We start from the raw sequence: 20956 nt of genomic DNA, 5'->3' as shown, positions 1-20956 counted from the left end.
ATGTCGTACTGCGCCCCGGCCATGAACCCGGTGCCGACCTTACGAAGGCACTGCAGGATCACGTGAAGGCGGAGATCGCTCCATACAAATATCCCCGCGCCATCGAATATGTGGAGACGCTGCCGCGAACCCAGACAGGCAAATTGCAGAGGTTCGAGCTGCGCCGTATGGCTGAGGAAACGCAGGTCCATCCGGAATCCGCTGCGGTCTGACCGAACCCGTCAAACGCGTTCGAGCCTTCGGTCTTTCCACGCACTTGCCTAGCGATTGTTTTAAGCTTAAAATAATTTCGCAGATTTTTAGGTAGGCTCTCATGAAGACGGCGATCATCGGCGGCGGCCCGGCGGGGCTTTATTTCGCGATCCTGATGAAGAAGCAGAGGCCGGATGCGGACATCACGGTCTTTGAGCGCAATCGCGCCGACGAGACCTTCGGCTTCGGTGTCGTCTTCTCCGATGCCACCCTCGACAATTTCGAGAAATACGATCTTCCGAGCTATCGGCGCATCATCGACGAGTTCGCCTATTGGGATGACATCGCCATCCACTTCAAGGAAACCGAGCATCGCATCGGCGGCAACGGCTTCTGCGGCTGTTCTCGCAGGACGCTGCTGCTCATCCTCCAGGACCGGGCGGTGGAACTTGGCGTGAAGCTTCGCTATGAAGCTGATGTGGACGATGAGAGCCTGTTCGCGGATGCGGACCTCGTCGTGGTTGCCRACGGCRTCAACAGCCGCTTCCGCGAACGCTATGCGGATCACTTCCAGCCGGAGGTGGATCTGAGGCCCAACAAATTCACATGGATGGGTTCGACGAAACCACTCGACGCCTTCACCTTCATCTTCCAGGAAACGGAGTGGGGGCCTTTCATCGCTCATGCCTATCAGTACGAGGCGAACCGCTCCACCTGGGTATTCGAGACCGATCCTGAGACCTTCGAGCGTGCGGGTCTCGATCGAATGAGCGAAGCGGATTCCGCTTCGCTCATGGAGCGGATCTTCGGGTGGTTCCTGAACGGGCATCGCATCCTCACGAACCGCTCGATCTGGCGCAACTTCCCGATGATCCGCAATAAGCGCTGGGTTCTCGGCAACAAGGTGCTGCTGGGCGATGCGAAAGGATCCGCGCATTTCTCCATCGGCTCGGGCACGAAGCTCGCTATGGAAGACGCCATCGCCCTCTACGAGGCATTCCGGCGCGAGCAGAGCGTCGAAGCGGCGCTGTCTCTCTACGAGACAGGACGGCGCGAAGAGGTGGAGAAGACGCAGCATGCGGCTGACGTCTCGCTCGTCTGGTTCGAGCATGTAGCGCGCTTCTGGGATTTCGACCCGGTGCAGTTTGCGTTCGGCGTGATGACCCGCGCGAAGGCGATCACCTATGACAGCCTGCGCCTGCGCGCGCCGGATTTCGTCGATGCGGTTGATCGCACATTCGCAGGGCAGGTTCAGCGCCAGGGCTTCGACGTTTCCACAGACAATCCGGCGGTGCCGATGTTCCAGCCGTTTCGGCTGCGGGACATGGTGCTGCCGAACCGGGTCGTCGTGTCGCCGATGGATATGTATTCCGCAAAGGAGGGCGTACCGGGGGACTGGCATCTGGTCCATTACGGATCTCGCGCCACAGGCGGTGCCGGCTTGATCTTCACCGAGATGACCTGCGTCTCGCCGGAAGCGCGGATCACGCTGGGCTGCACTGGCCTATGGAACGATGAACAGGAGACCGCCTGGCGGCGTATCGTGGATTTCGTTCACGCCAACTCTGCAGGAAAGATCTGTCTGCAATTGGGCCATGCGGGCCGCAAAGGCGCGACGAAGCTGATGTGGGAGGGCATGGACCGGCCATTGGACGAGGGGGAATGGGAGATCTGCTCGGCTTCGCCCATTCCGTATTTCCCGGATAGCCGCGTCCCGCGCGAGATGACCCGTGAGACCATGGAACTCGTCAAGGCGCAGTTCGTCGATGCGACGAAGCGAGGCGAGCGCGCAGGGTTCGACATGCTCGAACTGCATTGCGCGCATGGATACTTGCTCGCAAGTTTCCTGTCTCCGCTCACCAACCAGCGAACGGACGAGTATGGCGGGTCGCTGGAAAACCGGTTGCGGTTTCCGCTTGAGATCTTCGACGCGATGCGGGCTGCATGGCCTGCTCATAAGCCCATGTCGGTGCGCATTTCCGCGACGGATTGGGCCGAGGGCGGCATCGTGGGCGATGATGCGGTCGAGATCGCGCGTGCCTTCTCCGAACACGGCGTCGACCTCGTCGATGTGTCGACGGGGCAGACGGTACGCGAGGCACGGCCCATCTATGGCCGCATGTTCCAGACGCCGTTCTCGGATCAGGTCCGCAACGAAGCGCGCGTCTCCACCATGTGCGTCGGAAACATTACCACCGCCGATCAGGTCAACACGATCCTGGCCGCAGGCAGGGCCGATCTCGTAGCTCTCGGGCGGCCGCATCTCGTCGATCCGTTCTTCACCATGAAGGCCGCGGCCTGGTATGGGGTAAAGGATATTCACGGCCCGCCGCAATATCTGATGGGCAAGGACCAGATCTTCCGTAACTCCGTGCGTGACAGGCAGGATCTGGAAGAGCTGAAGATCAAGGCGAAGCCCAAGACAAGGGCGGAGCTGAAAATGGAGAGCGGCGGGAAATCCCTCGCGGCGGAATGAGATGAGCATCGATTCCTTAAAGGGCCGGCACGCACTCATAACAGGCGGCGGCCGCGGCATAGGCCTCGCCATCGCGCGCGGCCTTACCGAAGCGGGCGCAACCGTGACGATCCTTGGACGTCATGCCGAAGTGCTTGAGCGCGCTGTTGCAGAACGTGCCGCGCATGCATTCGTCGTTGCCGATGTAGTGAACCCCGGTGCGGTTCAGACGGCCGTGGCCGACGCTGTTGCGCGGAATGGTTCGGTGGACTTGCTTGTCGCAAATGCAGGAGCGGCCGTTTCGGCGCCGTTCACGAAGTCGACGCCGGACCTCTTCCGCCAGATGCTCGATGTGAACCTCATCGGCGTAACGAATGTCACGCAGGCCGTGCTCGGCGGGATGACGGAGCGCCGCTTCGGCCGCGTCGTCGCCATCGCATCGACGGCGGGGCTCAAAGGCTATCCTTATGTGAGCGCCTATTGCGCGGCCAAGCACGCGGTGATCGGCTTCGTGCGCGCACTCGCTCTGGAGACGGCGCGAAGTGGGATCACTATCAACGCGGTTTGCCCGGGTTACACCGATACCGACCTCGTCGCGGAGAGTCTGGACCGCATCATGATGAAAACGGGCCGTTCGCGGGAACAGGCTCTCGAAGAGTTGACCAAGCACAACCCTCAAGGGCGGCTCATCGAGCCGTCGGAGATTGCGCAGACCGTCTTGTGGCTGTGCGGCGAGGGTGCCCGCTCGGTGACGGGGCAGGCTATCGCCGTCGCTGGTGGAGAGATTTGACATGGACGATCGCATGATACCGCTCGATGCCGAGACCAAGGCGGTCGAGATGCCTGAGGATCATAGGGACGAACTGCGTCTCTGGCTCCGGCTTCTCACCTGCACGACCCTCATCGAAGGCGAGGTTCGCCGGCGCCTGCGCGATGGTTTCGATGTCACGCTTCCACGCTTCGACCTCATGGCGCAACTCGACAAGGCGCCGGATGGCATGACCTTGTCCGATCTCTCGAAGCGCATGATGGTCTCGAACGGCAACCTGACGGCACTGGTGGAGAGGCTCGTGGCCTCCGGACATCTGGATCGCCGCGTCTCGTCCGAAGACAGGCGCGCGCTCGTGATCAGCCTCACCGAGAACGGCCGCGAAGAGTTCCGCACCATGGCAGCCGAGCATGAAGGGTGGATCGCCGGATTGTTCGGCGAGCTTACGCTCAAGGACCAGAAAGAGCTGATGCGCCTGCTTGCGAAGACCAAGCTTTCTGCGCGCAATGCCATCATGAAGGGAGATCGTTCGTGATCTACGCCAATGCGACGACGCTTCCACTTTCCGACTATCGGCCCCAGCACTTCCGATTGTCCGTCGATGGGCCTGTCGCGACGGTCACACTAGACCGTCCCGAGAAGAAGAACCCGCTGACCTTCGAGAGCTACCGCGAGCTGACGGACTTCTTCCATGCCTGCGCGAAGGACGAGCAGGTTAAGACCATCGTCGTCACGGGCGCCGGTGGCAACTTTTCGTCCGGCGGCGATGTGTTCGAGATCATCGGTCCCTTGGTCGAGATGGACACTAAAAGGCTCACGGCGTTCACCCGGATGACGGGAGAACTCGTCAAGGCCATGCGGGCCGCGCCTCAGCCTGTCATCGCGGCAGTCGAAGGCATCTGCGCCGGTGCCGGCGCGATCATCGCCATGGCATCAGACATCCGCCTGGCGGCACAAGGTGCCAAAGTGGCCTTCCTGTTCAACAAGGTCGGATTGGCCGGCTGCGATATGGGCGCCTGCGCCATTCTTCCACGCATCATCGGTCAGGGGCGTGCCTCGGAGTTGCTCTATACGGGCCGCTTCATGAGCGCGGAGGAGGGCGAGCGCTGGGGCTTCTTCAGCCGTATCGTGGATGCATCGGATGTGCTGCGCTCGGCGCAGGAGCTTGCGCTTTCGATCGCAACGGGGCCGACCTTCGCCAACACCATGACCAAGCGCATGCTGGCGATGGAATGGGCCATGTCCGTGGAGGAAGCTATCGAGGCCGAAGCGGTGGCACAGGCGCTCTGCATGACCACGGAGGATTTCGCCCGCGCCTTTCGCGCTTTCGCGGCGAAAGAAAAGCCGGTGTTCCAGGGAGATTGATATGCTCGATGCAAGCTTTCTCTCCTGGCCCTTCTTCGAGGAGCGGCACCGCACCTTCGCAACGGCATTGCGGGAATGGTCTGCGCGTGAAGTTCACTCTCTCGTCGAACATCAAAATGTGGATACCTCGTGCCGTCGTCTCGTGCGACGCCTGGGCGAGGGCGGTTGGCTGAAGGCGGTCGTGCCGGAAGCCTATGGTGGGCTCTACCGGAATTTCGATGTGCGCACCCTATGTCTCGCTCGCGAGACGCTRGCCTATCAGGATGGATTGGCCGATTTCGCCTTCGCGATGCAGGGTCTTGGAACGGGCCCCATCACGCTCTTCGGATCGGAGGAGTTGAAGCGCAAATATCTCCCCGCCGTGGCGCGGGGCGAGGCGATTGCCGCCTTTGCCTTGTCCGAACCAGATGCCGGATCGGATGTCGCCTCCATAAGCACCACGGCTATGCCGGACGGGTCTGACCATGTCCGTATCGACGGGGTAAAAACCTGGATCTCGAACGGCGGCATTGCGGATCAATACGTGGTGTTCGCACGCACCGGCGAAGCGCCTGGAGCAAAAGGCATCTCCGCATTCATCGTCGATGCGGAGACGCCTGGCTTGAACATCGAGAACCGGATCGACGTGATCGCGCCTCATCCGCTTGCAACCTTGAAATTCGAAAATTGCCGTGTGCCGCTTTCGCATCGTGTGGGCGGCCCAGGCGAAGGCTTCAAGGTCGCCATGGCAACGCTCGACGTGTTCCGCTCGACCGTGGGAGCCGCCGCTCTCGGACTTGCGCGACGGGCGCTGGATGATGCCTTGCAACATTCATCTTCTCGCCAGCTCTTCGGGGCGCCGCTTGCGGATCTCCAACTGACGCAGGCCGCGCTTGCGGACATGGCGACTGCTGTCGACAGTTCGGCGCTTCTCGTCTATCGCGCAGCCTGGACGAAGGATCAGGGCGCGCCGCGAGTCACGCGTGAGGCTGCGATGGCGAAGATGCACGCGACTGAGGCCGCTCAAACGGTCATCGACAAGGCCGTTCAGATCTTCGGCGGCCTCGGCGTGATGAAGGGCGTCAAGGTCGAGGAACTCTATCGCGAAATCAGAGCCTTGCGCATTTATGAAGGTGCAACGGAAGTCCAAAAGGTCGTCATTGCGCGCGAACTTGTGAAGATGATGCCGAAGCGCGGCGATCTCGATGGGCAGCAGGAGAACGTAAAGTGACGGTTCAGAACACGGCCGCGGCATTGGACCTGGATGGTCCTGAAACCCTCAATCCCAAAAACTGGCGAGCGCCGAAAGGTTATGCCAACGGCATGCTGGCCGAGGGAAAGGTGCTCGTCACGGGCGGCATCGTCGGCTGGGATGAGACGGAGACTTTCGCCGAAGGCTTCGTCAGCCAAGGGCGGCAGATCTTCGAGAATATCCGCGCGATCCTCGCAGAAGGTGGGGCTGAGCCGCGTCATCTGGTGCGCCTCACATGGTATGTGGTAGATATCGAGGAGTATCTCGCCAACCTGCGCGAACTTGGCCGTGCCTACAAAGAGGTGTTCGGCGCGCATTTCCCCGCCATGGCTCTCGTACAGGTGGTTCGTCTCGTGGAAAAACAGGCCCGCTTGGAAATCGAGGCCACCGCAATCGTGCCAACGGCCAAGGTGCAGCAAGTCCACACCTGACAATATTTCGTTCACGGCATGAGGTCTTTTGTCCGAAAATTGCGTGCATTGATCTAGTATTACATCGCCCTGAAACGCTGAACTGCCGGCACGACTAATACTCTTGCAGGCCCTCGAATGCTTCACTCCAATGCGAACAGTCTCAAAGCTCAGCTGTCAGGCGAGAGCCAGGACGATGCGGGCATGTTCCAGCTGGCTCCGGTTTCCCTATGRCTTGAAGATTATAGTGGCCTGAAGCAGCTCTTCGACGAGTGGCGGGCGGCTGGTGTCACCTCGCTGCGCAGCCATCTGCTGGCCGACCCCGAAAGGGTCCGTGCCTGCTCGGGCTGCATTCGTGTGATCAAGGTGAACCGCAAGACGCTCTCCTTGTTCGAGGCGGACGACTTGCCGCAGCTCATGTCGAACCTCGGCAAGATCTTTCGCAATGACATGCTTCACGCTCACATCGATGAGCTGGTTCAGCTGTGGGACGGCAAGCTGGAATTCTGCAGCAACACGGTCAATTACACGCTCTCCGGCAAGCGCCTGGATATTCAGCTCAACGGATCGATCCTGCCTGGGCATGAGGAAAAGTGGGATCGAGTTCTCGTTGCAATCGAGGATGTGACCGAGCGGGAAACGGCGCAGCGGAAGCTTGCCAAGAGCGAGGTTTATGCGCGCGGTCTCTTCGATCATTCGCCGGTATCTCTCTGGGTCGAAGACTTCAGCGCCGTGAAGCAGCTTCTCGATGATGTGCGCCGGCAGGGGATCAGCGACTTCCGGACCTTCACCGACGTGCATCCCGAATTCGTCGCGCGCTGCCTGAGCGAAATCCGTGTGATCGACGTGAACAATCACACGCTCCAACTCTTCGCCGCCGAGAACAAGAAGACTCTACTGGATAACCTCACCGTGGTTCTCCGCGAGGAGATGCAGGAGCATTTCCGCGAGCAGCTGATCGATCTCTGGCATGGAAAGATTTTTCAGCAGCGCGAAGTGGTGAATTATTCGCTCGCCGGGGACGAGCTGCACCTTCACCTTCAGTTCTCGGTACTACCGGGCTACGAGCAGGATTGGGCGCAGGTGCAGGTGGCGCTAACGGATATCACTGCTCGCAAACGCGCCGAGGCCTATCTCGAATATCTCGGCAAGCACGATGTGCTGACGAAGCTCTATAACCGCTCGTTCTATGTGGACGAACTCAACCGTCTGGAGCGTAAGGGGCCGTTTCCGGTCACGGTCATCATCATTGATCTCAACGGCCTTAAAGTGGCCAACGATCAGCTCGGTCACGGGGCGGGTGATGCCTTGCTGCGGCGCGCCGGCGAGGTGTTGAGCAAGGCTGTCGACAAGCCATCTTATGCGGCGCGGATCGGCGGTGACGAATTCGCATTGCTGTTGCCCAGCACGGATGAACGCGATGGCCTTGTCGTCATGGAAGGCATCGAGAACCTGCTCGAAGTGAACAATCAGTTCTATTCCGGGCTGCCTCTCAGCTTCTCGATGGGCATGGCGACCAGCGAGCCGGGAGAGCGGCTGGAAGCCGTCGTCAAGCGCGCCGACCTGCTGATGTACGAGGCCAAGCGCGCCTATTACGCTGCACTCAAGGAAGGCGATGCGGCGTGAGGCTGTAGGCCTCAAATATCGATCTTGATGATCTCGGCGCTTGTCGATCCCACCGGAATGGTATCGCCGATCTCCTTGCCCAAAAGGGCCTGCGCCAGGGGAGAGACATAAGACAGCTTCCCCTTCGTGGGATCGGCCTCATCCTCTCCGACGATCTCGTAGCTTTGCTGCTTTCCGTCCTCGCGCTCGAACGTGACGCGGGCGCCGAAGCGGACATGGGCTGCATCGGTCGGAGGCGGGACGAGTTCGGCAGAAACTCTGCGGGCCGACCAATAGCGAAGGTCGCGTGTGAGCCTTGTGATTTCAGCCTTGTCGTCGGCGGCCTTGGCGCTTTCGAGGCTTCGTTTCAGGCTCTCGATCGATTCATCCATAAGAGCCAAGCCGTTGGCCGTCACGAGATGGTGCGGGCTCAAGGTCCGGTCCGGCAGATCCTCGAAGGCTTCTCCGCCTTCGGTTTCGCGAACAAACGCACGACTCATCGAGGTCTCCTCCGCTGTTTAGGAAGAAAACGACCCGGAGCCTGCTAAGTTTCCGTCCCAGCCTTTATTGCTTGCTTTGCCGCAGGCGCCCGACGATGCCGCCGGGGAAGGCGTAAACGCTGATGATGAACAGCGCGCCGAGCCACAGGAGCCAGCGATCCGGATGGATCAGATTGGGTAGAAGCGGAATGCCCGCCAAGGCGGTACTGCCGACGCCCATGAGCACCTGAAGGTAACTCTGTGCCAGGACGAAGAGCGCCGCTCCGATCACTGCTCCATACATGGTGCCCATGCCGCCGATGACGACCATGAGAAGAATGTCGATCATGATCGAGAACGAGAGTGTGGTATCCGGCCCGTTATAACGCAGCCATAAGGCCATCAGCGCACCGGCGACGGTAGCGGCAAGGGCGGAGATGACGGAGGCTGCGGTGCGATAGGCCACGACGCGATAGCCGAGCGCCTCGGCGCGGAACTCGTTCTCGCGGATGGCCTGGAGTACGCGGCCGAAGGGTGAATTCACGACGCGCAGGAGCAGCAGGAAGACGCCGAGGGCCACGAAGAAGAGCATATAGTAGGCGATCAGGCGTCCATTGATCGCGACGCCGAAGATGGGCTCCGCGAACAGCCTGAAGGCGGGGCGAAGGGCATAGGGCAGCTGGAAGGACAATCCGTCTTCGCCGCCGGTAATGGTGGAGAGCTGCGAGGCCAGCACCGCCATGGCGGACGCCACGGCAAGCGTGATCATGGAAAAGAAGATCGCTCGCACCCGTAAGGAAAGAAGACCGATGGCAACGGCCAGGACGGCGGAAGCGGCAAGTGCCGCGAGGAAGCCGATGCCCGCCGATGTCCATGTGGCTCCGAGCCGTTCGAGGCCGATGGCGATGCCATAGCCGCCGATGCCGAAGAACATCGTATGCGCGAAGGAAACGATGCCCGTGTAGCCCAGCAACAGATCGAAGCTCGCGACGAGCACGATGAAGACGCAGATCTTCGCAGCCGTGCTCAGGGGCTGGCTTCCCGAGAACAGGAAAGGCGTGAGAGCCAGCACCACGAAGATGCCGATCAGGATCAGGCTCAGCACGCGCGAGCGCGGGTAATCCGATGAGAGAAGGCTGTTCAGGATGCCGCCGCGCTGGCGGCTTTCATCGAAGGCGAGGGGTTGGCTTAAGGACGTGCTCATCGGCGCGCTACCGGAAAGAGGCCCTGCGGACGCCAGATCAGCACGAGGGCCATGACAAGGATGTTGGAGATGAGGGCCAGCTTGGGTTCGATGAAGCCGACATAGTTGGCGACGAGCGCCACCAGGATGGAGCCCACGAAACAACCGCCGACGGAGCCGAGGCCGCCGATGATGATGACGATGAAGACCAGCACCATCACTTCCATGCCCATGCCGGCGGTGAGCGTCTGCCGGTAGAAGGCCCACATGACGCCGCCGAGGCCTGCAAGAGCGGAGCCCGCTACGAACACGCTGACGAAGAGCTGGCGAATGCGGTAGCCGAGCGCCTCCACCATTTCAGGGTTCTCGACGCCCGCGCGGATGAGAAGGCCGATGCGTGTGCGGTTGAGCAGAAGCTGCATGCCGATGAAGACGACGAGCCCGATGCCGACCGCGACCACGCGGTAGCGCTCCATGACAATGTCGCCGATGACGAAGGCGCCGCGCAGGGTTTGCGGCAGCGGGATCGGGATGGGCGAGGCGCCCCAGATCGCGTGGATCGCCTGTTCGGCCACGATCAGGCCGCCCATGGTCACGAGGATCTGCTTGAGGTGGCTGCCATAGACTGGACGCACGATCACCCGCTCGAACACCGCGCCGACGATGCCGGTGACGGCCATGGCCACCAGAATGCAGAGCAGGAGAAGGGCGAGATTGAGGCCCAGCGAATCCGCCTGCGCCCAGCCGGCGAGCGGGCCGAGCACGATGAGGGTGGCGTAGGCTCCGAGAGAGATGAAGACACCGTGGCCGAAATTGATGATGTCCATCAGGCCGAAGACCAAGGTCAGGCCGGATGCCATGAGGAAGATCATCATGCCCATCGCAAGGCCTGCGACCGTCAGCGTCACCCAGGTCGAGCCGCTGCCGATGAAGGGCAGGGCGATCAGGGCGAGGGCGGGAACGAGGGCGAGCGGCAGCCAATCCGTCTTGGTGCGCGGCAGCGGCTCGGATGATGCGGTAGATTGGGCAGCCATGTCGCTCATTGATGGGCATCCAGGGAAAGGCCGAGCAGGCGCTGCTGTAGGTTCTTGTCGGTCACCATGTCGTTCATGGGGCCGGAATGGACGATGCGTCCGTCATCCATGACGAGGACGTTGTCGCCGAGCTGCGAGGCCGCATAGAAGTTCTGCTCGACCAGCAGGATCGTTTCGCCCGCAGCCTTGAGCGCCTTGAAGGCCTCGATCATGCTGCGCACCATGACGGGAGCCAGGCCCTTGGTCGGTTCGTCGATTAGGAGCAGGCGGCGCGGTTCCGCGATGGCGCGGGCGATCGCCAGCATCTGCTTCTGCCCGCCCGACAGGTTGCCGGCGGGCAGGTTCCAGAAGCGCTTGAGAGCCGGGAAGAGCCCCAGCATCCAGTCGAGACGCGCGGGATCGACAGGGCCGCTGCGGGCCGCCAGCACGATGTTCTCGCGTACCGTGAGATCGGTGAAGATCGCCATCGATTCCGGCACGTAGCCGATACCGGAACGGGCAATGTCCGGCGTGCTGCTCTTCGTGATGTCGCGGCCGTCGAACCGGATCGCGCCGGAGGAGGCCTGCCACAGGCCCATGATCGTACGAAGCGTCGTCGTCTTGCCCGCGCCATTGCGCCCGAGCAGCATCGTCAGCTCGCCTGCGGGAATGGCGAAATCGACGCCGTGCAGGATGTGGTAGGGACCAATATGCGTGTGAACGCCGGTGAGTTGGAGCAGGGCCTCAGCCATGGTTCGCCTCCACGCCGAGATAGGCTTCCTGCACCACGGGCGAGGCGATGACCTCCGCCGGGTCGCCATCGGCAACGAGGGCGCCGTTGTGCAGCACAATGATGCGGTCGGCGAGCGAGCGGACCACGTCCATCTTGTGCTCCACGAGAAGCACCGTGGCGTCGCTGCGCTGCTTGATGTCCTGAATGAGTTCGAGCACCGTCGGCACCTCGTCCACGCTCATGCCGGCGGTCGGCTCGTCGAACATGAAGACCTTGGGCTCCATGGCGATGAGAAGGGCCACTTCGAGCTTGCGCTGATCGCCATGCGACAGGGCCTTGGGCGCAACATGCCGCTTATCGGCGAGGCGCACGCGCTCAAGAATATGGTCCGCCTTTTCGATCAGGTCGCGGCGGCTGTTCCACATCGTGAAAACCGAGCGACCAGCATCGGCGCGGCTCTGCACAGCGAGGCGCACGTTCTCGAGAGCGGTCAGTTGCGGAAAAAGATTGGTCAGCTGGAAGGCGCGTCCCAATCCACGCTTCGCCCGCGCGGACGTGGGCAGGGAGGTAATGTCCTCGCCCTCGACGAGCACCTGACCGGCACTGGCGCGCAGCTGGCCCGAAATCAGGTTGAAATAGGTGGTCTTGCCGGCGCCGTTCGGGCCGACGATGGCCGTGAGCGTACCGGGCGTGAACCGGCACGACACGTCGTTGACGGCCACATGGCCGCCAAACCGAATGGTAAGCCCGCGCGTTTCCAGCGCGGGCGTTGTCGTCGATGATGTCGTCACAGCGTGTGCTTAGCGCTTGTTGCGAACCGGGACTGGCATCTTGTCGGCGGGGATCGTGTCGACGAGGTCGAGCAGGTCGTTGGCGTCCTTGCCGTTCGCCTTGACCTTGAAGTGATACATGGCCTGCAGCGCCTGATGATCTTCCTTGCGGAAGGTCATGGAGCCCTTCGGCGTCTCGAAGCTCATGCCTTCCATGGCCGCGATCAGCTTCTCCGTGTCGGTGCCGCCAGCCTTCTGGATGGCGGTGATGACGGCGGAAGCAGCAGCGAAGCCGCCTGCGGTGAAGAAGTCCGGCGGAGTGTTGAAGCGCTTCTGGTGCTCGGCGACGAGCCAGTCGTTCATCGCGTTCTTCGGGAAGGCGTAATAGTAGTAAACCGCGCCTTCCATGCCGGGATAGTTCTTGTAGACCTGCATGGCGGGCAGGATGTTGCCGCCGGGCGCGATCTCGATGCCGAAGCGCTCGGGCTTCAGGTCGGCGATCTTCGGCAGCGGGTGCTGGCCGGCCCAGATGATGTTGATGATCTTCTTGCCCGGCTTGTCCTTGAGCGCGTCGAAGATGCGCTGAGCGGACGCGGTGAAGTCAGTCGCGTTCTGAGGGGTGTATTCCTCGAACACAACCTTCGCGTTCGGGCGGATCTCGGCAAGCGCGTTCTTGAGCGCGGCGACGCCGTCGCGGCCGAAGGCGTAATCCTGCGCTAGTGTCGCGATGGTCACGTCACCGCTTGCAGGAATCGCGGCGGCTGCGCCATAGGCGTCCTGCGTCGAGTTGCGGGCGGTGCGGAAGATGAAGCGGTTCCACTTGTCGCCGGTGATGGCGTCGGCCACCGCGGGCTCCACGATCAGAACCTTGCCGTTCTCCTCGGCCACCGGCAGCATTGCGAGAGCGGCGGCGGACGAGGTGGTGCCGACGGCGAGGTCCACGTTGTCGTCGTTATAGGCCTGCTCCAGCAGGGTCTTCGCAAGATCGGCCTTCAGCTGATCGTCCTTTACGATCACCTGGATCTTGCGGCCGTTGACGGTCATCGTGCCCTTGGTGAGATATTCCAAGCCCATCATGAAGCCGGCTTCGGTCTGCTTGGCGTAGGCCTCGAGCGGACCCGTCTTGCCGGCGATCAAGGCAACCTTGATGTCCTGCGCGAAGGCGGCGGAAGCGAAGAAGATACCTGCCGTTGCGGCAGTAATTTTAAGCGATAGGCGCATCGGACTCCCCGTGTATTTTTATTTCGTCATTGACCGTCCCGCCTCAGTTTCTGTCAAGTTCGTTTCTTAGGCAGTCTGTGGAGAGACGCTCGTCCTTTGGATCAGGCTTCCGGTAAAACCGGAGGTGGAATGTCTTTCGTGGCTCGACCGCGCCGTGCGGTCTCCCGCTCGAAGAGAATGAGCGCCAATCCGGCCGCGCAGATGATAGCTGCGCCTATCAATGTCCAGAATTCGACGACATCTCCGAACGCGAGATAACCCAGTACGATGGCCCAGACGATCAGCGTGTACTGATAGGGCGCGACGACAGAAGCGGGTGCGATCTTGAGCGAGCGATTCACGCAGGCATGTCCGCCCATGGACACGATGCCGAGCAGGAACAGACCGGTGAGTTCCACGATGCCAGGCGTCACCCAGGCGAGCGGCGCCATGACGATGCCGAAGATCAGCGTTCCGAGAATCTGTCCCAGCACCAGGGTCGCATCATGCGTCTCGCGCAGCTTTCGCGTCGTGATCATGAGCAATGCGTAGGAGACGCTGCCTGCAAGCGCCACGAGGGCGGGCAGGGAGAAGGTGGCGGGAGAGGGGCGCATCGCGATCAGTACGCCGACAAAACCGATTCCGATGGCGAGCATGCGCGGCTTGTCGATCTTCTCGCCGAGCCAGAACGCGGCGAAGGCCGCCACATAAATCGGGCCGGCCAGATAATAGGTCATCACATCCGCCAGCGGCAGGTAGGTGACGGCCCAATAGAAACAGGCGACTTCCAGCGTCGACAGCACGATACGAAATGCATGCAGCCCCGGCTGCGGCGGCACCGCGAACGGCACCTTTTGCCGGCGCATCAACGGGATGAGAACGGCAAGCGCCGCGATGCTGCGCAGCAGCAGCACCTGCCCCACCGAATAGGTCGCCACGAGCCATTTGCCCATGACGTCGTTCATGGAGAACAGGAAGACGCCCAGCAGCATCAGGCCGATGCCGAGCATGGCGCCGGATCGCACCTTCTGCGAGGATCTCGAAACTGTGTGACTCATAGAGGGCATTCATGAGGGAAGCGGCCCCGGCGCACAAGTCTACGGAAGCATTAGGTCAGAAAGTCTTTGCGCCGTTGACAGGAAGCATGATCGCATAAAGCGATGTCGTGGCGCAGATATAGAGGCGGTTTCGCTTCACGCCCCCAAAAACCACATTCGCAACGGCCTCCGGCACCAGGATCTTGCCGATCAGCGTGCCATCCGGCTCGTAGCAATGAACGCCGTCGCCAGCGCTGGTCCAGATTCGTCCCGCTTCGTCTAGGCGGAAACCGTCGAAGAGCCCGGCGGTGCAGGTGTTAAACACATCGCCGCCCGACAGGCTGCCATCGTCGCCGACCTTGAAGGCCCGGATATGACGAGGCCCGTTATCGACATGGGTCGCGCCCGTATCGACCACGTAAAGGATCTTTTCGTCCGGCGAGAAGGCCAGACCGTTGGGCCTGACGAAATCATCCGCCACGATGCTGACCGCACCGTTGTGCGGATCGACGCGATAGACATGGCAGGCGCCGATCTCGCTGTCGGACTTGTGGCCTTCATAATCCGAGTCGATGCCATAGGCCGGATCGGTAAACCAGATCGAGCCATCTGACTTCACCACTACATCGTTGGGGCTGTTGAAGCGCTTGGCGTCGTGATGACTGGCGATGACCGTGATTGAACCGTCATGCTCCGTGCGGGTCACCCGCCGGTTGCCGTGTTCGCAAGTGACCAGGCGGCCTTGGCGGTCCACCGTATTGCCGTTCGCGTATCCCGATGGGGAACGGAACACGCTGACCGTGTTCGAGGTCTCGTCAAACCGCATCAGGCGGTCATTGGGCACATCGCTCCAGATCAGAAAGCGGCCCGCCGGGAAATAGGCGGGGCCTTCCGCCCAGCGGCACCCGTCCGCAAGCTTTTCGAGGCAAGCCGACCCGATGATCAGACGTTTGAAACGGTCGTCGAGGACAATTGCGGGATCCCTGATCACCGAAGCCTCGTCTTCAGTGAGCCATGAGAACGGGAATCGTGGTGTTGCTCAGGATGTGGCTCGTCGCGCCGCCGAAGAACATCTGCCTGAGGCGGCTCTGGGTATAGGCGCCCTTGACCAGAAGATCGCAGCCGAGCCCGGCAGCCTCGGCGAGAATGACCTCGCCCGGCTTGTCGGAGGGGTCTGTGGCCGCAATGGCTTCGGCCGGGATGTCGTGCATGCGCAGCGACCGGACGAGCTCCGCACCCGAGGGGCCAGGAACGCCCCAATCCTCGATCTCCAGCACGATGACGCGCCGTGCCTTCTTGAGCAGCGGCATGGAGCCCAGAACGGCCCGGGCCGTCTCGGTGCTCCGATTCCAGGCGATCACAACGATTTCGCCGAAGGTGCGCGGTGCGACCGGCGGGGCGATCATCACAGGGCGTCCGGTTTCGAACAGGGCCGCCTCGACCGTGGAGAGGCGGGTCTGGCCATCGGAGCCGTCCGGCCTTCCGACCACGATGGTATCGAAAACGCGGCCATAGGCGCCGAGGAAGGCGTCTTCCGTCAAGCTGTCCTGGCGCCAGCCGAAGCTCAGGCCAGACAGTCCCGAGGTCGAGCGTGAGATCTGCTTCGCCGCCATGATGCCCTCGAACCGCTCCCGGCAGGTACGCGCCATTTCCATGCGGTTTTCAGGGGTGATCGGAGAGGGGACGCCGATGGCGATATCCACCGGCAGGACCACGGGGTAGTCGGGGGTGATCGCCAGCCCCTCGATATAGCTGTCAAAGGTACGGCCCAGCAGGAGGGCGGTCTCAAGCTGGGGCTCGATATGGCCGTGGTCTTCGATCGGGACGAGGATGCTTTTCATGAGATTATTGTCGCGCCGAACCCCTGTCTCGGCAAGTGCTTTCGACGAAGGTTGCATTTCTGGACGTCAGGGGATCTTGAAGTCTTCCGGTTTCCAGCTCGGCTCGGGATATTGAGGGTCCATTTTCTCGAGCGTCGCCTTCACGATGGTCGCGATGGCGGCATTGCGCACCCATTTGCGATTGGCCGGAATCACGTACCACGGTGCCCAGGACGTCGAGCAGCGATTCAGCATGATTTCATAGGCATCCTGGTACTCGTCCCACAGTTCTCTGTCCTCCAGGTCGCCCGGATTGAACTTCCAGTTCTTCGCAGGATCGTCGAGGCGTTCCTGCAGGCGCTCCTTCTGCTCGCCCTTCGAGATGTTGAGCATGAATTTCAGGATGGTCGTGCCGTTCGCGGAAAGGTACTTCTCGAAGTCGTTGATCTGGTCGTAGCGCTGCTCGATATCCTTGGCCGGCGAGAGCTTCTTGACCTTCTCGATCAGCACGCTTTCGTAATGCGAGCGGTTGAAGATGCCGATGGTGCCCCGGCGCGGGCAGGCGGCGTGAATCCGCCACAGATAATCATGGGCAAGCTCGGCCTTGGTCGGCGGCCCGAACGGGGTGACTGACACACCCAAGGGGCCTGCCGTGTTGAACACGCCTCGGATGGTGCCGTCCTTGCCTGAGGTATCGGTGCCCTGAAGCACGACGAGAAGCGAGCGTGAGCCTTCGGCGTAAAGCCGATCCTGAAGGGCATCGATGTCCTTCGCGAGGGCGGCGGTGGCCTCTTTGGTTTCCTCCTCGTCGTCGACGAACGAGGAGTCGCGCGGATCACGCGTCTTCAGTTTCGCCTTTTCGCCCGGCTTGACCTGCAATTTCTCGATCAATTTCTTCAGGTCGTTCATCACTCGCATCCTCCGGGTTGATCAAGACGATAGGGCGATGGTGCGTGAAAGGAAGACTGGGATCCTATGATCCGGCATCTTTACCGTCTCGTGCACAGGCCTTAACAAAGAGACGGTATACGAAGAAGGCCCTATCCGTGCTTGCTCTCTATTATTCTCCCGGTAATGCCAGCCTCCTGCCGCATATGTTGTTGCGTGAGATTGGAGCGGATTTCGAGCTGCGCTTCGTGGATCAGGCGAACAAGGCTCAGAAACGGCCAGAGTATCTGAAGCTCAATCCCAATGGCCGCATTCCGGTTTTGGTCGATGGCGATCTGGTGCTATTCGAAACCGCCGCAATTGCCCTTCACCTCGTGGACAAGTTTCCCCAAGCAGGCCTTGCACCAATGGTAGGCACGAAGGAGAGGGCGGAGTTCTACAAGTGGATGATGCATCTCACGAACACGCCGCAAGTGGAGTATCGCGCTTGGTTCTATCCGCATGAGCATGTGAGCGATGAGGCTGCGGCGCCGAGCGTGAAGCAGGCGGCGGGCGAGCGTCTCAACCGCATGTTCGACGTCATCTCCGAACAGCTCGGCGACAAGCCGTGGCTTCTGGGGGATCGCTTTTCCGCAGCGGACCTCTTCCTGTTCATGCTGATCCGCTGGAGCCGCTTCATGCCGCGTCCGGCGCGAACCATCCCTAATCTCAATGCGCTGGCCAAACGCGTGGCGGCACGGCCCGCCGTGCAGGAAACCTTCAGGGTCGAGGGGATTCAGGCACCTCTGTTCTGAACTCAGCTTTTGCGCGATGATCGTTTCGTCTTCGCAGGCAGCACCTGATCGATCTTATCGATATCCGCCCAAGGGTCGTTCCGCAGTTTGGCTAAACGCTTGTCTAGGTTCTCGACCGTGAATCCGTTAGGCTTCAGTTCCGCCGTCAACTCCTCCCACGCGATGGGCGTCGCCACAGGTGCACCGGGGCGCGAACGCGTCGAGTAGGGCGCAATGGCCGATGCCTCGCGATTGTTGCGCAGGTAGTCGATGAAGATCTTGCCCTTGCGTTCCTGCTTCACGGAGGTGGTCGTGTAACGGTCCGGCTCGTCCGAGGCCATGGCTTCGGCAACGCTGCGTGTGAAGGCGAACGCTTCCTTCCATGTTGCTTTCGGCGTCACAGGCACAACCACGTGAAGACCCTTGCCGCCAGTGGTCTTCACGAAGCTCTCAAGCCCCATCGCCTTCAAGCGTTCGCGCATGGTTTTCGCGGCGTCGATCACGCGAGGCCATTCCAAGCCTTCATCGGGATCGAAATCGAAGATGAGGCGGTCGGGTCTTTCGAGGTCGGCGAGTGTGGCGCCCCAGACATGCATCTCCAGAACGCCCGACTGCACGAGCGCGACGACACCTTGGATATCGCGAACGGAAAGAGCCTCCATCGTTCCCTTTTCATCCGGCACCTGATCGGTATGGATGAGTGAACTCATGCCAGCCCAGGAATGGCGCTGCACGAAGCACTTCTTTTCCGCACCGGCAGGGCAGCGGATCAAGGTGAGGGGGCGGTTCACCAGATGCGGCAGCAGCCAATCGGCGATGCCCGCATAGAACTCCGCTAGTTCCTGTTTCGTGAGGCCTTGATCTTCCCACAGCAGGCGGTCGGGACTGGTCAACGGAACGCCTGCAACCTCTATGCTCGGCGACTTCGCTGTCTTCTCGGGGGAGGAGGCTTTCTTTGCGCGCGAAGTGGATTTTTCAGGTTTTGTTGGCGCTGCCTTTTTAGACGATTCTGTTCTCTTCGCCGCGCTCTTCTTTGCCCGCGCCGGAGCGATCTCCTCAATGGAGCGGCCGGTTTTCACGGAAAGCGGCGCTTCTTCCAGAATGTCGGGATCGTCCTCCGAGCGCGAATGCGCATCCTCGGCCTTAATCAGAAGCCAGGAGGGCTGCTTCTCGCGTGGGCGCTTCGCCATGCGGACCAGATGCCACGTGCCGTGCAACTTCTCGCCATCCAGGCGAAAGGTGAGGCGGCCTTTCTCGTAAGCTTCGTGCGGATCGCCCTCGGGCTCCCAAATGCCACGATCCCATAGCAAGACGGCGCCGCCGCCATATTGGCCTTCGGGGATGGTGCCCTCGAAGCTTCCGTAAGCGAGCGGATGATCCTCGACCTCGACCGCTAGACGCTTATCACCCTTGACGAGGCTCGGTCCCTTGGCGACGGCCCAGCTTTTCAGAACTCCATCGAGTTCAAGGCGGAAATCGTAGTGGAGGCGGGAGGCGTCATGCTTCTGGATGACGAAGGACGAACCTTTGCGCCGGGCGGCCTTGCCCGACGGCTCGGACGTCTTGGTGAAGTCGCGCTTGGCGCGATAGGTAGCGAGCTTTGCCATGGCACGGAGTCAAATCCGCGCCATGGTTTTCGGTTCCCGAGATATCAGGATGCTAGAGACGCGCCCTGAGCCTCGGCCTTCTGGCGCTCGGTGAGGAACGCTGCGGCGATCAGATCGCGGGTGTAGTCCTCCTGCGGACGCTCGAAGATCTGTTCGGCATTGCCGCGCTCCACTACCTTGCCGCTCTTCATCACTATGATCTCGTCGGAGAGGGCGCGCACAACTGCGAGGTCGTGGCTGATGAAGACGTAAGCGAGGCCGTGGGCCTTTTGCAGGCCACGCAGCAACTCCACGATCTCCTTCTGCACCGAGCGGTCGAGCGCCGAGGTCGGCTCGTCGAGCACCACGAGCTTGGGATGCAGGATCATGGCGCGGGCAATCGCGATGCGCTGGCGCTGGCCGCCCGAGAATTCGTGTGGGAAGCGGTTGCGCCAACCCGGTTCGAGCTGCACTTCCTCGAAGGCCTGCACCGCGCGGCGGTCGCGTTCCTTGCGGGAAATGCTGGGCTCGTGGACGAGCAGGCCCTCGGTCACGATCTCACCCGCCGTCATGCGCGGGGAGAGGGAGCCGAAGGGGTCCTGGAACACCAGCTGGAGGTGACGCCTGAGGGGACGCATGCCCGCGCGGTCGAGCGGAGCGAGGTTGCGGTCCTCGAAGCGCACCATGCCGGAGGCCGGCTGCAGCTTGAGGATAGCGCGGCCGAGGGTGGATTTGCCGGAGCCGGATTCACCCACCACGCCGACCGTCTCACCGGCGCGCACCGTCAGGCTCACGTCATCGACGGCGCGCAGAACATGGGTGGCCTTCCCGAAGAAGCTCTTTTCGAGCGTAAAGGTCACCTGGATATTCTTGGCATCGAGGATTTCAGGTGAGTTTGCGGGCGCAGGCTCCTTACGGCCCGTGGGCTCGGCGTCGATGAGCATCTGGGTATAGGGGTGCTTGGGAGCGGCGAAGAGATCGGCTGTGCTGCCGCTTTCCACCACTTCGCCGCGCTTCATCACATAGGTCCTGTCCGCGAAGCGGCGGACGATGCCGAGATCGTGGGTGATGAACACGATGGACATGCCGAGGCGCTTCTGCAGGTCGCGTAGAAGCTCAAGGATCTGTGCCTGCACCGTCACGTCGAGAGCGGTCGTCGGCTCGTCGGCGATCAGCACGTCCGGGTTGTTGGCGAGCGCCATGGCGATCATCACGCGCTGGCGCTGGCCGCCGGACATCTCGTGCGGATAGGCATCGATGCGGCGCGCGGGATCGGGAATGCGCACCAGTTCCAGAAGCTCGATGGCGCGCTTGCGGGCCGCCGACCTGCTTAAGCCCCCATGAGTGGTGAGCGGAAGCGCCAGCTGGTCACCGATCCGGTAGAGCGGATCGAGGGAGGTCATCGGCTCCTGGAAGATCATGGTGAGCTTCGAGCCGCGATAGGCAT

At 61.6% G+C, this 20956-nt stretch carries 21 protein-coding genes; 9 read left to right on the top strand and 12 right to left on the bottom strand.

Translation table 11 applies throughout. The annotated features are described in order from the left end of the window. The 8 genes from ACXJKO_RS20290 to ACXJKO_RS20255 all read left to right on the top strand — a co-directional run. Window positions 1-212: AMP-binding enzyme (locus ACXJKO_RS20290; protein ID WP_457092891.1), on the top strand; the 212-nt coding region annotated here is incomplete at its 5' end. A gap of 101 nt (window positions 213-313) precedes the next feature. Beyond that, window positions 314-2668 carry a bifunctional salicylyl-CoA 5-hydroxylase/oxidoreductase gene (locus ACXJKO_RS20285; protein WP_457092890.1) on the top strand — a complete coding sequence of 785 codons (2355 nt, stop codon included), beginning with the start codon at window positions 314-316 and terminating at the stop codon, window positions 2666-2668. Window position 2669: 1 nt separating this feature from the next. Continuing rightward, window positions 2670-3437, top strand: coding sequence for an SDR family NAD(P)-dependent oxidoreductase (locus ACXJKO_RS20280; RefSeq protein WP_457092889.1), 768 nt, complete (start codon window positions 2670-2672; stop codon window positions 3435-3437). Between the two features lies 1 nt (window position 3438). Further along, entirely contained in the window at window positions 3439-3951 is a 513-nt protein-coding gene (locus ACXJKO_RS20275; protein ID WP_457092888.1) for a MarR family winged helix-turn-helix transcriptional regulator, read from the top strand. Continuing rightward, the gene (locus ACXJKO_RS20270; protein WP_457092887.1) at window positions 3948-4781 is read left to right on the top strand and encodes an enoyl-CoA hydratase family protein; all 834 of its coding nucleotides are present in this window, start codon (window positions 3948-3950) and stop codon (window positions 4779-4781) included. The genes ACXJKO_RS20275 and ACXJKO_RS20270 overlap by 4 nt, the downstream gene beginning before the upstream one ends. A gap of 1 nt (window position 4782) precedes the next feature. Beyond that, window positions 4783-5991 (top strand): acyl-CoA dehydrogenase family protein, encoded by a 1209-nt coding sequence (locus ACXJKO_RS20265; protein ID WP_457092886.1) that lies wholly within the window; start codon window positions 4783-4785, stop codon window positions 5989-5991. Window positions 5992-6014: 23 nt separating this feature from the next. Further along, window positions 6015-6443 (top strand): RidA family protein, encoded by a 429-nt coding sequence (locus tag ACXJKO_RS20260; RefSeq protein ID WP_457092892.1) that lies wholly within the window; start codon window positions 6015-6017, stop codon window positions 6441-6443. A gap of 117 nt (window positions 6444-6560) precedes the next feature. Further along, window positions 6561-8048: a diguanylate cyclase domain-containing protein gene (locus ACXJKO_RS20255; RefSeq protein ID WP_457092885.1), complete on the top strand. Its 1488-nt coding sequence runs from the start codon at window positions 6561-6563 to the stop codon at window positions 8046-8048. 11 nt (window positions 8049-8059) lie between these two features. Here ACXJKO_RS20255 and greA read toward each other — a convergent pair whose 3' ends face one another. The 10 genes from greA to ACXJKO_RS20205 all read right to left on the bottom strand — a co-directional run bounded on the left by greA (window position 8060) and on the right by ACXJKO_RS20205 (window position 17171). Beyond that, complete coding sequence (greA, locus tag ACXJKO_RS20250) at window positions 8060-8527, bottom strand: transcription elongation factor GreA (protein WP_457092884.1); 468 nt, start codon at window positions 8525-8527, stop codon at window positions 8060-8062. Window positions 8528-8591: 64 nt separating this feature from the next. Beyond that, window positions 8592-9710, bottom strand: a complete 1119-nt coding sequence (locus ACXJKO_RS20245) for a branched-chain amino acid ABC transporter permease (protein ID WP_457092883.1) — start codon at window positions 9708-9710, stop codon at window positions 8592-8594. Further along, window positions 9707-10732, bottom strand: coding sequence for a branched-chain amino acid ABC transporter permease (locus ACXJKO_RS20240; RefSeq protein WP_457092882.1), 1026 nt, complete (start codon window positions 10730-10732; stop codon window positions 9707-9709). The genes ACXJKO_RS20245 and ACXJKO_RS20240 overlap by 4 nt, the downstream gene beginning before the upstream one ends. Next, the gene (locus tag ACXJKO_RS20235; protein WP_457092881.1) at window positions 10729-11454 is read right to left on the bottom strand and encodes an ABC transporter ATP-binding protein; all 726 of its coding nucleotides are present in this window, start codon (window positions 11452-11454) and stop codon (window positions 10729-10731) included. Before ACXJKO_RS20235 ends, ACXJKO_RS20240 begins: the two co-directional genes overlap by 4 nt. Further along, entirely contained in the window at window positions 11447-12226 is a 780-nt protein-coding gene (locus tag ACXJKO_RS20230) for an ABC transporter ATP-binding protein (RefSeq protein WP_457092880.1), read from the bottom strand. The genes ACXJKO_RS20235 and ACXJKO_RS20230 overlap by 8 nt, the downstream gene beginning before the upstream one ends. Before the next feature lie 9 nt (window positions 12227-12235). After that, entirely contained in the window at window positions 12236-13426 is a 1191-nt protein-coding gene (locus tag ACXJKO_RS20225) for a substrate-binding domain-containing protein (RefSeq protein ID WP_457092879.1), read from the bottom strand. A gap of 101 nt (window positions 13427-13527) precedes the next feature. Beyond that, window positions 13528-14463 carry a DMT family transporter gene (locus ACXJKO_RS20220; RefSeq protein WP_457092878.1) on the bottom strand — a complete coding sequence of 312 codons (936 nt, stop codon included), beginning with the start codon at window positions 14461-14463 and terminating at the stop codon, window positions 13528-13530. Between the two features lie 55 nt (window positions 14464-14518). After that, window positions 14519-15433, bottom strand: coding sequence for an SMP-30/gluconolactonase/LRE family protein (locus ACXJKO_RS20215; protein WP_457092877.1), 915 nt, complete (start codon window positions 15431-15433; stop codon window positions 14519-14521). A 13-nt stretch (window positions 15434-15446) separates the two neighbouring features. Next, window positions 15447-16283, bottom strand: a complete 837-nt coding sequence (locus ACXJKO_RS20210; RefSeq protein ID WP_457092876.1) for a universal stress protein — start codon at window positions 16281-16283, stop codon at window positions 15447-15449. A 66-nt stretch (window positions 16284-16349) separates the two neighbouring features. After that, window positions 16350-17171 (bottom strand): polyphosphate kinase 2 family protein, encoded by an 822-nt coding sequence (locus ACXJKO_RS20205; RefSeq protein WP_457092875.1) that lies wholly within the window; start codon window positions 17169-17171, stop codon window positions 16350-16352. 137 nt (window positions 17172-17308) lie between these two features. Between ACXJKO_RS20205 and ACXJKO_RS20200 the strand changes: the two genes are divergently transcribed. Further along, window positions 17309-17944 carry a glutathione S-transferase family protein gene (locus ACXJKO_RS20200; RefSeq protein WP_457092874.1) on the top strand — a complete coding sequence of 212 codons (636 nt, stop codon included), beginning with the start codon at window positions 17309-17311 and terminating at the stop codon, window positions 17942-17944. A gap of 2 nt (window positions 17945-17946) precedes the next feature. Here ACXJKO_RS20200 and ligD read toward each other — a convergent pair whose 3' ends face one another. Together ligD and ACXJKO_RS20190 are read right to left on the bottom strand one after the other, a co-directional pair. Next, window positions 17947-19530: a non-homologous end-joining DNA ligase gene (gene ligD, locus ACXJKO_RS20195; RefSeq protein ID WP_457092873.1), complete on the bottom strand. Its 1584-nt coding sequence runs from the start codon at window positions 19528-19530 to the stop codon at window positions 17947-17949. Window positions 19531-19574: 44 nt separating this feature from the next. Then, on the bottom strand, window positions 19575-20956 hold a 1382-nt coding region (locus ACXJKO_RS20190), incomplete at its 5' end, for an ABC transporter ATP-binding protein (RefSeq protein WP_457092872.1).

The organism is Microvirga sp. P5_D2 (genome assembly GCF_054049475.1).
Note: the sequence above shows the minus strand (reverse complement) of the source record. Positions and strands in the feature narration are given on the sequence as shown.